Source organism: Vibrio sp. SCSIO 43140 (assembly GCF_023716585.1).
GTDB classification, from domain to species: domain Bacteria; phylum Pseudomonadota; class Gammaproteobacteria; order Enterobacterales; family Vibrionaceae; genus Vibrio; species Vibrio maritimus_B.
Window position 1 is genome coordinate 1,223,513 of record NZ_CP071851.1, and the last position, 14,162, is coordinate 1,237,674.

Below are 14,162 nucleotides of genomic sequence, written 5' to 3' on the forward strand. Positions count from 1 at the left end.
TGGTGGTATGATTCGCGCTCACAACAGGAGTTGAGTGAACCCCTAACATTGGTAAAGCGTACATGGGATGTCGCAAATACCAAAATATGAGAGTACCTATGCTTGAAGATCTCGTTGTTGTTGTAGATAAATTCGGAAACCCTATTGGAACAGAGGATAAACTCGACGCACATAGAATGGGCTTTCGACACCTCGCCTTTTCGGTCATGATTTATCGTTATAACGATGGTCAACTCGAGTTCCTGATGCAAAAGCGCGCAGCAAATAAGTACCATAGCGGTGGACTATGGAGCAACACATGCTGCTCTCACCCGCGCCCAGATGAAAAGATCCTTACAGCCTCAACACGTCGTCTAGATGAAGAGTTGGGTATTCGTGACTCACTTGTGCTGGAAGACATCGGCACAATCAGCTACCGCACCAAATTTGATAACGGCTTAACGGAAAACGAGCTAGACCACATCGTTATTGCAGAGAGCAACACCGTTGAACTAGACGTAAACGACAAAGAAGCTGAAGCATGTGAATGGCAATCTAAACAAGCGATAGCTGAACGCTTAGCTGAAACGCCGCAAGCGTACACTGCATGGTTTAAGCTCGTTTTTGATAAGGTTAACCAACACCTCACAGAGAAATAACTCTCGCTGCTCAATTCACATTCGTTTAAGTTTATGCTCGCTCCTAGCGACTTCCTATCACTAGGGGTGAAGTTCAAAACCATACCGCATTTACAATGTAAAACGCCTTGATACGTGGCCTAAAGAGAGATTTCTGACTACTTTCTGGCCACGCGTGTAACTTTGTGTTTCTAAACGATGTTTCGTGAACATTGCACCAACATGAATCATAAGCAGTGACTGAGCACAATAAACGTGCGCATGCTCAAACTACATCACCATTTTGGTGCAATTGTGTTTATTCCTCCTACCCTCTCCTTTGATATTCAATATGTTAGCGTCTGGCGTGTTTCTTGAAAGGAAATTACCTAGACTATTCAAATTGCACAATTTCAGGGAGAAATAAGATGCAAGACGTTCTTACTATTGTCCTAGCTGGAGGCATGGGCTCTCGGTTAAGTCCCCTAACCGATGACAGAGCTAAGCCAGCGGTCCCATTCGGCGGAAAATACCGGATTATTGATTTCACTCTTACCAACTGTTTGCACTCAGGGCTGAGACAAATTCTGGTACTGACCCAATATAAATCGCACTCGCTTCATAAGCATATCCGTGATGGCTGGTCGATCTTTAATCCCGAGCTCAAAGAATTTATCACTGTGGTCCCCCCACAGATGAGAAAAGGCGGTGCTTGGTACGAAGGAACGGCGGACGCTATTTATCACAACATGTGGCTACTCTCCCGCAGCGATGCGAAACATGTCGTTGTGCTGTCTGGCGATCACATCTATCGCATGGACTACGAAGCTATGGTTCAAGAACACAAAGAGTCTGGCGCTAAACTCACTGTTGCGTGCATGGATGTTCCCCGTGAAGAAGCCTCCGCTTTTGGTGTCATGGAGATCAATGACAAAAACCAAGTTGTTGATTTTAATGAAAAACCAGAAGACCCTGCTTGTATGCCCACGGATCCAAGTCGCTCTCTCGTGTCAATGGGTATCTATGTTTTCGAAATGGAAGCACTCCAACAAGCGTTAGAGCAAGATGCAGAACTTGATACCTCGAGTCATGACTTTGGTAAAGACATCATTCCTAAGCTTATTGATAGCCAAGGTGTTTACGCTTACAACTTTGGTGACGAAAAAGGCCGAGTTGCGCGCGATTGTTACTGGCGAGATGTAGGGACTATCGATTCCTTCTATGAAGCCAACATGGATTTGTTGGAACCTGTTCCACCCATGAACCTGTATCAGGAAAACTGGGGGATTCGAACCTATGAGCCTCAACTTCCACCAGCGAGAACCGTGCCTTCAGCGACTGGTAATGAGGGTATCTTTATTAACTCGATCATTGCCAACGGTGTCGTGAACTCGGGCGGTTCAGTGCACCACTCTATTCTCTCGTCTAACGTACGTATCAATGATGGTGCAACTATTGCGGATAGCATTATTTTTGGCGATGTAACTGTCGGCGAGAACTGCCAACTAGCGAACTGTATCATCGACAAACACGTTATTATTCCTGATGGTACTATCATTGGTTTGAACCCAACTGAGGATGCGGCTCGATTCCATATCTCAGAAAAAGGTATTGTAGTCATACCTGAAGGATATGTGTTCGACTAGCTGACTCTCTTCTCCCCCGAAAGATATAGTTGCTCCTTGAATAAAACAATAGCCGCTCCCTAGAGAGCGGCTACTTCGTTGTAGGTCTAACGCTAATTTATTGCACCGTGACCCAAATTTCTCACATTACTCGCATACTTTCAAAAATATGGTCCTATAATTCTTGTATTACAGTCAGTTACATAGGAAGTAAACTATGAAGTTAAAGTCGTTTTTGGCCACTGCAATTGCTGCGAGCCTTTTGGTTGGGTGCGGAGCTAACACCACGCAAGGCGCTGCTGAGGGGGCCGCGGTTGGTGCAGTATCGGCGGGCATGCTTGGTGCACTAACCGACCTTATTGTCGATGGTGAGGTTGATACTTACCGTCTTAGCCGAAATGTCACCGCAGGCGCACTCGCAGGTGGTACAGCGGGTGCTATCGACGGTTATTCAAAAGACCAACAAGTAGAGGCTCAACAAGCGGCTCAGTCGGCACCGCCAACGCCCTCCAAGCCGGCATTAGAATTCGGACCAGATGTTGAAACGTCTATCGGTGCGCTTGTCGCTTGCCAGCATGATGATGCGTATCGAGCAGCGCTAAAGGCAGAGCAAGCGTCTCAGCAATCCTATAAAGAGGCCGGCGTCGCAATGCAGGCTCTCATAGACTATGACCGAGGAAACACCCAAGGGGTCGATCGCGCCGTTGATAAATACGTGAAATTGAGCTCCACCATGAACGATGCCAACCAGGCAAAAACTCAACTAGAAGCTCTGCACAAAGAACTGCAGCAAGAGCGTGAAATCGCCGGTTCAGCACCAACCTGCGGATAATCCTTCCAATTATGGGTCAGGTTTACCTTGAAGCCTGATCCATTCGCCCCAAGTATAAGTAAGAGCAATCGAACCGATTTCGATCCATTCGCATAATCGATAATACGATACATGAGGCAATGTCATGAAATTCAGCTATGTAAACCCTACTGTTATTCATTTTGGTCAAGGTCAAATTGAGCAAATTAGTCATAGCATCCCCAAAGATTCAAAAGTACTAGTCATCTACGGTGGTGGCTCCATTAAGAAGAATGGCGTGTACGACCAAGTTGTAACTGCGCTCAAAGATCATCAATGGTTAGAGTTTTCAGGAGTAGAAGCAAACCCAACCAAAGAAACCCTCGATAAAGCCATCGAGATAGTTAAAGCCGAGAACATCAATTATCTACTCGCCGTCGGTGGTGGTAGCGTCATTGACGGAACCAAATACGTCGCCGCAGCCTCTCTACACGACGGAGACAGCTGGGATCTCATTACTGGTAAGTACAAACCAGAGGCTGCCCTTCCATTGGGTGTGGTTCTCACGCTCCCGGCAACGGGCTCAGAATCAAATATGGGGGCGGTCGTGACTAAAAAAGCAACGCAAGAAAAGCTCGGCTTTTTGTCTCCAACCGTTCGTCCCACGTTCGCTGTACTTGACCCAGATGCGATGAAAACCCTCCCTGAGCGCCAGCTGATCAATGGTCTCGTCGACGCATGGGTTCACGTTTGCGAACAGTACATTACGTCTCCAACAGGACATATGGTTCAAGAAGGTTACGCCGAAGTATTGTTGAGAAATCTTCTCGAGCTCGGCAAAGCATTCGAACAAAGAGACGATGCATGGCGTGCGAACTTGATGTGGACAGCTAACCAAGCGCTAAATGGACTCATCGGCACAGGTATGCCTCAAGACTGGGCGACTCACATGATTGGTCATCAGTTAACGGCACTATGGGATGTCGACCACGCGCGCTCGCTTGCTATCATTCAGCCTTCGCTACTCAGAAGCCAAATGGAGTTTAAGAAAAGCAAGATTGAACAGATGGGTCGCAACGTGTTTGGGCTAACAGATAGTGACGATCTTGCAGAGCGCACGATTCAAGCGATTGAGGCTTTCTACGCGAGTTTGAATGTCGATACTCAGCTTTCAGAGGTGCAAGGTGACAAATCTGAAGCCGTAGACGCAGTTATCAAGAAACTCGAGGACTATGGCTACCTCAAACTTGGCGAAAACCAAGCAATTAGTATTGACGTATCACGTCGTATCCTAGAACAAGCCCTATAAGAGCAGTTCTACGACTTAGATAAACTTAATACCTTAGGTGTGCAAACCAAAACGGCTTGCGCACCTATTTGTTCTAAATTCGAGTTCGTACTAAATTCGAGCGCGAACAAATTCAATGGAAGAGCACAGCTTCATCTCTATGTCTTGAATCGATAATACTGAGTCCCTTGGCTTCAGCCTAGTTGAACCATCCACTAACCGCTCTAAGGAGTATGGAGATTCAATACTGAAAAAAGGCATGTTTTCCTGTTGATAGGCGCAGTCAAAGAGCGCGTCATAACGACCAGCACCATCCCCAACTTCACAGCACTGCCAAGCATCACCAGACTGAATTAAATCCTTAATATGGATGTGCTCCGCTACTTCAAGGCTGGCAATGGAATGTTCAAGTACATCGAGCTCTGGGCGATGAGACAAAAAATTACCCGGGTCGAAATTTATTCCAACAACCGAGTTGTCTACCTGCTCAATAAATGCATCAAAATCATCAGCATCATTGAGTAAGTAAGAGCGCGTATCCCCAACATTTTCTATCAATATCTTAATGCCGGATAACTTAGCGAGATCGAATGCTGCCCTAGCCTCGCTATAGAACTGCTGCCACGTTGTATCTCTTGGCGCATATAAGACTAACCTTGGACAAGCGAGCGTACAGCAGAGCTGGACACGCCTTAACAACCGCTCTTTGCAGTTGCCTAAGTTCATCTCACAGTGAGCGGCAAAAGAGGTACACTGCATACCTTTTTGATCAAGGCTGCTTTTTACCCACTCGGCTAATTCAATAGTGATATCAGACTCTACCAGATCGTGTACCGCTCCTTTAATCAGAGCCAGCTCAATATTTTTTATCCCAATGCGATGTAATGACTCTATCGCTTGGTCAAGCGTATACCCCGAGTAAGCAACGGTACTGACTGAGAAGTTATCAAGCATAAGCCTGCTCCTCGATGACCTCCGTCACCAGCTGGATTAATCTCGCAAACCCCTCAGGTTGCCAAGCCGTTCGACCAACAAACAAGCCATCGATATTCGGCTGTCTCAGCAGCATCTTGGCATTGTGGATGTTTACGCTCCCACCATAAAGAAGTGGAACAGATTGTGCGATCTTAGATCCATAAAGTGTAGTCAGCCCAGACCTTATCGCAGCAAGTCCCATTTCTGCTTCTTCTGTCGATGCAGGTATGCCATGCTCGCCAATTGCCCATACAGGCTCATAGGCGATGAGCACTTTAGTCACTTGCTCAGCGGAAACACCGTGCAGTGCAATCTTTACCTGCCGCACGATAGACTCCGCTGATACTCCCCAACACTTTTCATCTGCAGTGTCCCCAACACAAATTAATGGTCTTAGACCTGTATTGAGTGACAGGATCACTTTTTTATTGACCGTCGCGTCTGTCTCACCGAACCACTCTCGGCGCTCTGAATGTCCGATCTCCACAAGGGATGCGCCTATGTCTTTCGCCATATCCACAGACACTTCCCCTGTATATGGTCCACTGCTCGCCCAGCCCACATTCTGGACACCCGTTAAGCATCGGGTCTCACTAAGTGCCGTTTCAACTTGCTTTACATAAGGAAACGGAGGTATGAGAAAAGTCTGTAGGTCAGCGCTAAGATTTGAAAGATGCGGTTTTATCAGCTGACAGTATCTGCCCACCTCATCGTTAGTTTTGTTCATTTTCCAGCTAGAGCCCAACCAGACCTTTTTCATACGGGCTCTCCTTCTAATATCGACTCTTCCATAAATTCTAAGATCAGTGACATTGAAATTGCCCCAGGATCTGGGTATCCCAGTGAGCGTTCGCCCAATGTTTTGGCTTTACCTGTCGTAGCAATCATAGACTTGGTTGCTTCAACGCCCTGCTTAGCAGCCTCTACAATGAGTGGCATTGATTCGTTCAACGGCAAATGCGACAACTCATTGGCTTTTCGAGCCGCAGGAGCAAGAGCATCGATCATTGTTTTCGCACCTTCATCCGCGCCGCCTCGCTTACGAATGCCCTCTAGGCCAGCTGCCAAAAACTCCGCAACGACAGGGGTCGTCAGTTCAGGTTCACCAGCCACAGCCTTTCCGCCATTTCGGAACAAGGTACCGAAGATCGCCCCTGATGCTCCGCCCATAGTGGTCAAGAGTTTAGTGCCAACTTTGGTCAAAACGTCACCCACATTATTAGCTTCAAATCCTTGATCAATCATGTCATAGACGTTTTGAAAGCCGCGTTCTATACCTAGGCCATGATCACCATCGCCAATTGCTTGATCCACCTCGGTCAAAAGTGGCTCACTCTTGACCATATTCAAGGACATAAATTTCAACATCTGTTTCGTTTCATGACTGTTCATAGTGACTTCCTCAATGCGAATGACTGACAAGGAGCCTGATAAAGCGATTTCAACTGCTCATCAAGCTTGAGTAACGAGATAGACCAACCTGACATTTCTAACGAGGTGCAGTAACCACCAATCAGGTTATCCACCACAGATACTTTTTTCTCACTCAAATAGTGATGAACAGCTCGGTTAGCAATAAGCAATTCCATTTGAGTCGATGCGCCGAGGTTATTAACGAGTAACGCTACCTCGTCGCCCTCTTTAAGGTCCGCCTCTTGCTGAAGTTTGGTCATCACTTCAAAGACCACATCATCAGCACTTGAGAGCTTGGATTTGCCAACACCTGGTTCGCCATGCAGGCCCATTCCTATCTCGATTTCATCGTCTGGGATCTGAAAATTGAAACCCTCGTTTCTAGGTATTGCGCAAGGACCGAGCGCGACGCCAATCGAACTCGTCGATCGAAGCGCATGCTCTCCCACCTCGACGACTTGCTCAAAACTGTCTCCACGAGCGGCAGCAGCACCGGCAACTTTGAGAACGAACAAGGCACCTGCAATGCCTCGGCGCTCTTTACTGTTGTCAATCGGAGCGGAGATAACATCGTCGTTGACGCGAATCGTGTGAGTTCGAACCCCTTCGTCCTCTAGTAGCTCAGCGGCAATATCAAAATTCATGTTGTCACCAGCGTAGTTGCCGTAGATAAACACCACGCCATTCTCTGGATTCAATGCCAAAGCCGTTTCGAAGATCGCATCAGGGGTCGGGGCAGCAAACACATCACCTATAGCGACCGCATCCGCTAACCCTTCGCCGACATAGCCGCCATACATTGGCTCGTGGCCGGCACCTCCTCCAGTAAAGACGGCTACTTTGCCGTTCAGAGGTGCTTTTCGAATGGCACAGGTGTGATTTGAGATAGACTCAAGATCACTACTCATCGCAGCCATAAACCCTTCAAATTGCTCACGGGCAACCGCGTTTCTGTCATTAATCAGTTTCTTTGGTTTTCTCATTATCTATCCCTCAATCACGATTGGGCTTGAAGCTCGGCCTCTATCTCGCAAATCCTTTGTACTTTGGGCTTGGACGACTCATCAATCTCATCAGCATTAAGCCAAGCCTCTAGAATGGTCTTAGCAAGCTCCACCCCAATGACTCGCTCACCCATAGTGATGATCTGAGCACCATTACTCTTGCGCGCACGCACGGCTGAGAAAACGTCGTGACACAACGCGGCTCTTATGCCCGGCACTTTATTCGCGACAATCGATACCCCAATACCCGTACCACAAACGATAATTCCGCGCTCATGGGTATTATCGGCTACCTTTTTCGCAACACGTTCGGCAATATCTGCATATAAATTAGAAACGTCCTTTGGTGCTTCGCTATAGTCTGTATATTCATAACCTAGCTTTTGTAAATGTTCACAAAGTACATATTTAAGGTTAACCGCCGCATCATCGCAGCCAATTGCAATACTCATATTACCTCCTAACTAATGGAGTGAATTTAACAACACCTATTATTAAAGTACTTTATTTTAGACAGGTCATATTTGAATTGCGTCACAAAGAATTTATTAATTTATTTCTTATTTATCTTGTGTATTAGTAATTAAAATTAGTTAGCTATTATATTTTAGTTAGACATTAATATATTAATCAAACACAATAACAATCCATAAGAATATTTTAATATTCTTTTTTTGTACATTAACTCACGAGGAAAATAAATTATATTTTATCTATTAGCGTGATTCAGATCGCGTTTGAAATTAGCTGCTTATTTTATACTCAATAGCAATTAACGGATGTTTTAATAAATTTTTTATTGAATGCGGTAGAAAATTAATTGATTTTGCTCAGTTTTTGAGTGTCACATGGAGGCAGTGGTAAGCACTATGAAGCTATCAGAACAAGCATACAACAAGCTTAAATGCATGATTCTTGAGAATAAATTTCGAATTAATCAGCAACTATTAGTCGATGAAGCGGTTGAAATTTGTGGCTTTAGCAGAACTCCTGTACGAGAAGCTCTGCTAAGACTACAGCAAGATGGACTCATAAAACTCCACCCAAGACACGGTCTTAAAATATGCGCCTTGTCAAGACGCGATGTAGAAGAGCTTTACGAGCTCATTGCACATCTAGAGGTAATGGCACTCGATATTTGTATATCAAAAGGACTCACACAGGCGCAATTAGATATACTTCGTGACTATACGGCCAAAATGGAGCAGGCACTTGACAATAATGATATTCAACAGTGGGCGATACATGACTTTGCCTTCCATGACCAAATATTTCAATATACTGAAAACTCTAGACTTATAGAAACCGCAAGAAAATATAACGAACAAAATAAGCGTTGCAAAGACATAGTTATTAAGCTTAGGCCATTACCATGGGACTCGATTATCGAGCACAACAAATTAATCGACAACTTAGAGTCTGGCAATATTAATGAAGCAAGAGAAATGCACTTGGTTCACTGGGAGCAAGTTTCTAAACAATTCATTGAATTTTTAGACAATTATCACTTCCTAGATAAGTGATAATTGACAAGTAGCATTTAGCTTAAAAATAAATTTCTGATTTACATCCTATTTAAGGAGGAACACTTATGTCCAAAATAAGTGTAGAAGAGCTATATCAATTATCGAACGACATCCGAATTGATATTCTCGATATGGTCTATCACGCGCAATCGGGTCACATTGGTGGTTCGTTCTCTGCTGCTGAAATCGTTACAACACTCTACTTTAGCGAGATGAACAACCTCGATCCTGGCAATCCTAAGCAGAGTAACCGTGACCGCTTCGTGCTCTCTAAAGGTCATGCATGTCCTGTCTGGTATGCCTGCTTATCACGCCTCGGATACTTTGAAAAATCACACCTCAAGACGCTGCGGCAGATTAACAGCATCTTGCAAGGCCACCCTGATATGAAGAGCACACCAGGAATCGACACTACCACAGGTTCGTTGGGTCACGGCTGCGCTGCAGCGACGGGTATGGCTTTAGAAGGTCAGCTGGCTAATGATGGCCGCCGCGTTTATTCCCTACTCGGCGATGGTGAACTGAATGAAGGCGTCGTTTGGGAAACCGCGATGGCCGCAGCCAAATACAAACTCGACAATCTCGTGTTCTTCGTCGACAAAAACAACCTGCAGATGGATGGCACTAGTGACCAAATCATGCCACTGCTGAGCATCGAAGATAAGTTTGCTTCGTTTGGATGGAATGTGGTGACGATCGATGGCCATAGCATTGAACAGATATTAAATGCATTGCAAGCGGCACGTGAATTCAAAGGCAAGCCTACCTGCATTATCGCCAATACGGTCAAAGGTAAAGGTGTCAGCTTTATGGAAGATGTTCGCAATTGGCATGGTAAAGCGCCAAGTGATGACGAGTTCCATGCTGCTCGTTCTGAGTTAGTCGCTTAATCAAATAAAGGGTATTCACATGCTTACAGTTACTAAATCCAAAAAACCAACCCGCCTTGCGTTTGCCGAGCGAATGGTTGAGTACGGCGAAATTAACACTGACTTTGCCGTATTCGAAGCTGATATTGGTTATTCCACCAACTCATACCTTTTCAACGACAAGTATCCTGAGCGCTATTTTCAGATGGGCATCGCAGAGTTTGGCATGATGGCCTCGGCGTCTGGGATGGCGGCGAATGGCAGGCCCGTCGTGGTCGCGGGTTATGGCGTGTTCTTAACCATGCGTGCTTTAGAGAGTGTGCGTAGCTTCATTTGCTATCCAAACCTGAACGTGAAGCTGATGTCTTCGCATGGTGGCACTACCGCTGCTATCGATGGTGTGACTCACCAAGCGTCCGAAGACATGGCTTTGATGTCAACGCTTCCTAACATGCATATCTTCGCCCCATGCGACACCGCATCTAGCCGAGCCTTGTTCGATGTAACGATGGAAACACAGGGCCCTGTCTATTGCCGGCTAATGCGTGACGCCTATTACGAGCTCTACAACGAGTCAGCTGAGTTCAAGTGTGGTGGTAGCAATACCTTACTAAAGGGCTCTGACATCACCATCATTTCCTATGGCGACATTCTATTTCAAGCCCTTGAGGCGGCGAATGAGCTCAAAGCGGCTGGTGTCAGTGTAGAGCTTATCGATGCATACAGCGTCAAACCTCTGGACTGGAAGTCGATTAGCGCATCTATCAAAAAAACAGGTCGCGTCATCATCGCTGAAGGTCACCAGAAGCGTAATGGCATGGCCTACGACATCGCCACGCGGATGGCAAAAGAGCAGATTCACGCTCAATTCGACCATTTAGGACTGGATGACACGTTCGCAGAATCGGGCGCCTACCCACTGCTTCTCGACAAGTATGGATTGTCATCCAAACACATTATCGACTGTGCCAGCGCCATGTTGGTGTCGACAGAAGCCTCTGCTTAGTCGAAAACCGTGTTCAATCGGAAACCGTGTTCAATCGAAAACAACGTTTAATAATGAAGGTTCGGCAAATGCCTAGGGAGATTTATGTTTAAACACGCAGTAATTACTCCGTTTCTCGGTCAGCAACGGGATCGTTTTTCTGAGTATAACGAACCAAAAACTCTGGAGCAGAAATTACAAACGCTTCGCACCATTGATGGTATGTCTGGGGCTGAGTTGGTCTACCCCTATGAAGTGAACTACGACAACCTCACCGAGCTCAAGCTTTTGCTCGCTAAGTATGACGTCAAAGTTGCCTGTATAAACGTCAACGTCAAGGTGGAGAAAGAGTTTATATCTGGTGGCCTAACCTCCCCAGATAAAGGTGTACGAGACCGTGCAGTCAGCTTTATCAAAGAAGCAAAAGATTACGCAGAAGAAGTCGGAGCCGACAAAGTACAGTGCTGCCCTCTGAGCGATGGTTACGAGTTCAGTTTCCAAGCGGACTATGTCGAAACGTGGCAGCGTCTGTGCGAAACCTTTGGCGAAGCTGGCGAGTACAAGCCGCACATCCCACTGTTCATTGAGTACAAACCAAACGAAGTCCGTGGCCGTTGTTATCTCGACAATGCAGCCAAGACCATCTGTCTTATCAAGGACATTGGCAATCCTAATATCGGCGTGACCCTCGATTATGGTCATTCCCTATATGGTGATAACAATCCTGCCGAAGAACTCGCCCTACTTAACTCACTTGATATTAAGTACTACATCCACATCAACGATAACGACGGTAAGTGGGATTGGGATTACTTCTGCGGAAGTCGCAGTTTAATGCAATACATTGAATTTATTTACTATCTGAAGAAGTTTAACTACCAAGGTTGGCTTACATCAGATACCTCTCCAACGCGATGGGATATTGTAAAGATGTTCGAAGCAAACATTCGAATGACCAATCGCATCTCGGCACGCATCGACGCGATCGGTATGGAGAGTTTTGGCGAAAGTTTGAGAAAGAAAGAGTACATGGATATCTGGGCCGATTTAGAAAGCTATTTCATCAAGATCTAATCCCAGTCTAGTAACCCGCAGTGACAATCTGGCACAAGACCAGATACTGCACTAAAACAAGGTGAAACAAATGAAGACAAGAACTCTACTTACAAGTGTTTTAGCTGCTGCACTTGCCCTTAGCACCTCATTCGCAAATGCAGATGAACGCTACCCTACACGTAATATTACCGACGTTGTTACTTGGTCTGCCGGCGGTGGTACCGATGTCATTAACCGCGTTGCAACCGCATCGATGGCCAAATATCTCGGAACAAACATCAACGTGATCAACAAACCTGGCGGCGTATCTGGTTCAGTCGGTCTCCTAGAAGGCTATAACTCAGCTCCTGATGGTTATACCTTTGTCGGTCTCTCTGAGTCTAACGTTGCGGCCGCCGTGATGGGCGGTTGGGATAATCGTATGGATGTCTTTGACTACTTTATCGTAGCCAGCTCGCCAGACGTTATCTCAGTCTCTAGAAACTCTCCGTTCAATACGATTGAAGAGCTCGTTGCCCACGTTAAAGAAAACCCAGGCAAAGTCCGTGTTGGCGCAGGCTCTGCTGGCTCGCTTCACCATATTAACTACCTAGCGTTTGAAAAAGGCATCGGTGGCGAGATGAACTTTATACCGTTCCCTGGTTCATCTCGCAGCCAAAATGCAGCGCTTAGTGGCGAAGTTGATGTAGTTATCACATCAGTTGCCGAGCAAAACCAACTGATTCAATCTGGCGACTTTAAAGCACTGGCTACGCTAACTGAAAAACCATTTAGCGTCGGTGACATCACTATCCCTTCAGGTTTGCAAACCTACCCTGTTCTTCAAGAGTACCTCCCTATCTCACAAGCTATCGGCTTCGCAATGAAGAAAGAAACGCCTGTGGAAATTAAGAAAACCGTCGCCAAGGCATTCGCAAGCGCAATGCAAAGTGACGAAGTAAAAACTTACGCTAGTGAAAACCACTACGAACTCGTTGGTGAGTTTGGCAAAAAAGCGAATGAACGTATGGCTCGTCTTGAATCGCTATTTAGCTGGACGCTATGGGATCTAGAGGCTGCGAAAATCAACCCTGAAACACTAGGAATTCCTAAGCCTGAGTAGTGGACGTATCGACCAGTCACGCAACGTGGCTGGTCAACTCTTTCTTAATTAACTAATTGCTGTTTGGGGGCAACTATGTCTTCTCAAAATAAACTATCTGAACACGATGACGTGGATAAAGAGACGTTAGAGCAACAACAAATGCACGGATGGGACTTTGCCTTCTCGTTAGTGGTCATGGTGTTTGCCCTAGTGGTAGTTGCCAACTCTTTAACCATGCCATTCTCCGGTACAGTCGGCGGTGTGACGACTGAATGGTATGAATCACCTGGACTGCTGCCACTCTTTATTGGCTGCTCACTGTTTGCTGCAGGATTATCAGTATTCTTAAAAAGTAAGGCAGAGCAAGGCAAAGCTCTGTTCGCGAAACACTATAAAAACATCAATCCAACCGGTTTTCTTATCTCCGGTGGCGGCATCATTACTTACATCTACGTGCTGATCACTTGGTATGACTTCTTCCTTGCATCTGCCGCGTTTCTTATTTTCTACATTGGTCTTTATTACTTAGATACAGAAAGCGTCACCAAACAACTATTGAAGATCTACTCTGCGACCGTGGTTGTCTCGCTACTGTTGTTTGGCTCGGGCGCGTCCGAGTATGCCAATGCTATCTACCCATACACGACTGATATCGTGCTGGTTGTCAGTGCAATTGTCATGTCTGGCTATCTGTTCCACACGGCGAAACAGCATAGTGCTGAGATGACAGAAAAGGTCAGAAGACTACTAATTATCAGTATCGTTTTCCCGGCAGTGCTGTGTCCGATCTTTAGGTACTTCTTGTTAGTACCGCTTCCTAACGAAGGTCTGATCGTCGAGCAAGTATTCAACCAAACCTATTACACCTATTTAGCACCACCGAAACAGACAGAAGCAATGCAGCTTTCAGACGAAGACATGCAAGCTCTCGAAGACGCATTCTAACAGGTG

General features: G+C 46.0%; 15 protein-coding genes. 10 read left to right on the forward strand and 5 right to left on the reverse strand.

The genetic code is table 11. The features are described 5' to 3' along the window. The first annotated feature begins 98 nt into the window (after window positions 1-98). The 4 genes from idi (at window position 99) to J4N45_RS24045 (ending at window position 4,320) form a co-directional block, all read left to right on the forward strand. Window positions 99-638: an isopentenyl-diphosphate Delta-isomerase gene (gene idi / locus J4N45_RS24030; RefSeq protein WP_252014928.1), complete on the forward strand. Its 540-nt coding sequence runs from the start codon at window positions 99-101 to the stop codon at window positions 636-638. Window positions 639-1,024: 386 nt separating this feature from the next. Then, on the forward strand, window positions 1,025-2,242 hold the full coding sequence (gene glgC / locus J4N45_RS24035) for a glucose-1-phosphate adenylyltransferase (protein WP_252014930.1): 1,218 nt from the start codon (window positions 1,025-1,027) through the stop codon (window positions 2,240-2,242). Between the two features lie 196 nt (window positions 2,243-2,438). Further along, window positions 2,439-3,053 carry a YMGG-like glycine zipper-containing protein gene (locus J4N45_RS24040; protein WP_252014932.1) on the forward strand — a complete coding sequence of 205 codons (615 nt, stop codon included), beginning with the start codon at window positions 2,439-2,441 and terminating at the stop codon, window positions 3,051-3,053. A 124-nt stretch (window positions 3,054-3,177) separates the two neighbouring features. Further along, window positions 3,178-4,320: an iron-containing alcohol dehydrogenase gene (locus tag J4N45_RS24045; protein ID WP_252014934.1), complete on the forward strand. Its 1,143-nt coding sequence runs from the start codon at window positions 3,178-3,180 to the stop codon at window positions 4,318-4,320. Between the two features lie 90 nt (window positions 4,321-4,410). On the opposite strand, the gene J4N45_RS24050 is transcribed toward J4N45_RS24045, so the two are convergent. Genes J4N45_RS24050 through J4N45_RS24070 form a run of 5 tightly spaced genes read right to left on the reverse strand, consistent with a single transcriptional unit; the run spans window position 4,411 to window position 8,143 of the window. Beyond that, complete coding sequence (locus tag J4N45_RS24050; RefSeq protein WP_252014936.1) at window positions 4,411-5,253, reverse strand: sugar phosphate isomerase/epimerase family protein; 843 nt, start codon at window positions 5,251-5,253, stop codon at window positions 4,411-4,413. Continuing rightward, window positions 5,246-6,034 carry a triose-phosphate isomerase gene (locus J4N45_RS24055; RefSeq protein ID WP_252014938.1) on the reverse strand — a complete coding sequence of 263 codons (789 nt, stop codon included), beginning with the start codon at window positions 6,032-6,034 and terminating at the stop codon, window positions 5,246-5,248. The genes J4N45_RS24050 and J4N45_RS24055 overlap by 8 nt, the downstream gene beginning before the upstream one ends. Further along, the gene (dhaL, locus tag J4N45_RS24060) at window positions 6,031-6,666 is read right to left on the reverse strand and encodes a dihydroxyacetone kinase subunit DhaL (RefSeq protein ID WP_252014940.1); all 636 of its coding nucleotides are present in this window, start codon (window positions 6,664-6,666) and stop codon (window positions 6,031-6,033) included. Before dhaL ends, J4N45_RS24055 begins: the two co-directional genes overlap by 4 nt. Continuing rightward, the gene (locus J4N45_RS24065; protein WP_252014942.1) at window positions 6,663-7,670 is read right to left on the reverse strand and encodes a dihydroxyacetone kinase subunit DhaK; all 1,008 of its coding nucleotides are present in this window, start codon (window positions 7,668-7,670) and stop codon (window positions 6,663-6,665) included. Before J4N45_RS24065 ends, dhaL begins: the two co-directional genes overlap by 4 nt. A 14-nt stretch (window positions 7,671-7,684) precedes the next feature. Then, on the reverse strand, window positions 7,685-8,143 hold the full coding sequence (locus J4N45_RS24070; RefSeq protein ID WP_252014943.1) for an RpiB/LacA/LacB family sugar-phosphate isomerase: 459 nt from the start codon (window positions 8,141-8,143) through the stop codon (window positions 7,685-7,687). A gap of 417 nt (window positions 8,144-8,560) precedes the next feature. Between J4N45_RS24070 and J4N45_RS24075 the strand changes: the two genes are divergently transcribed. The 6 genes from J4N45_RS24075 to J4N45_RS24100 all read left to right on the forward strand — a co-directional run bounded on the left by J4N45_RS24075 (window position 8,561) and on the right by J4N45_RS24100 (window position 14,156). Beyond that, on the forward strand, window positions 8,561-9,214 hold the full coding sequence (locus J4N45_RS24075) for a GntR family transcriptional regulator (RefSeq protein ID WP_252014945.1): 654 nt from the start codon (window positions 8,561-8,563) through the stop codon (window positions 9,212-9,214). Window positions 9,215-9,282: 68 nt separating this feature from the next. Then, window positions 9,283-10,107: a transketolase gene (locus J4N45_RS24080; RefSeq protein ID WP_252014947.1), complete on the forward strand. Its 825-nt coding sequence runs from the start codon at window positions 9,283-9,285 to the stop codon at window positions 10,105-10,107. A gap of 19 nt (window positions 10,108-10,126) precedes the next feature. Further along, entirely contained in the window at window positions 10,127-11,092 is a 966-nt protein-coding gene (locus tag J4N45_RS24085; RefSeq protein ID WP_252014949.1) for a transketolase family protein, read from the forward strand. An 84-nt stretch (window positions 11,093-11,176) separates the two neighbouring features. Further along, window positions 11,177-12,145: a sugar phosphate isomerase/epimerase family protein gene (locus J4N45_RS24090; protein WP_252014951.1), complete on the forward strand. Its 969-nt coding sequence runs from the start codon at window positions 11,177-11,179 to the stop codon at window positions 12,143-12,145. A 70-nt stretch (window positions 12,146-12,215) separates the two neighbouring features. After that, window positions 12,216-13,229, forward strand: coding sequence for a Bug family tripartite tricarboxylate transporter substrate binding protein (locus tag J4N45_RS24095; protein WP_252014953.1), 1,014 nt, complete (start codon window positions 12,216-12,218; stop codon window positions 13,227-13,229). A gap of 75 nt (window positions 13,230-13,304) precedes the next feature. Then, window positions 13,305-14,156: a hypothetical protein gene (locus tag J4N45_RS24100; RefSeq protein WP_252014955.1), complete on the forward strand. Its 852-nt coding sequence runs from the start codon at window positions 13,305-13,307 to the stop codon at window positions 14,154-14,156. Window positions 14,157-14,162: the final 6 nt, after the last annotated feature.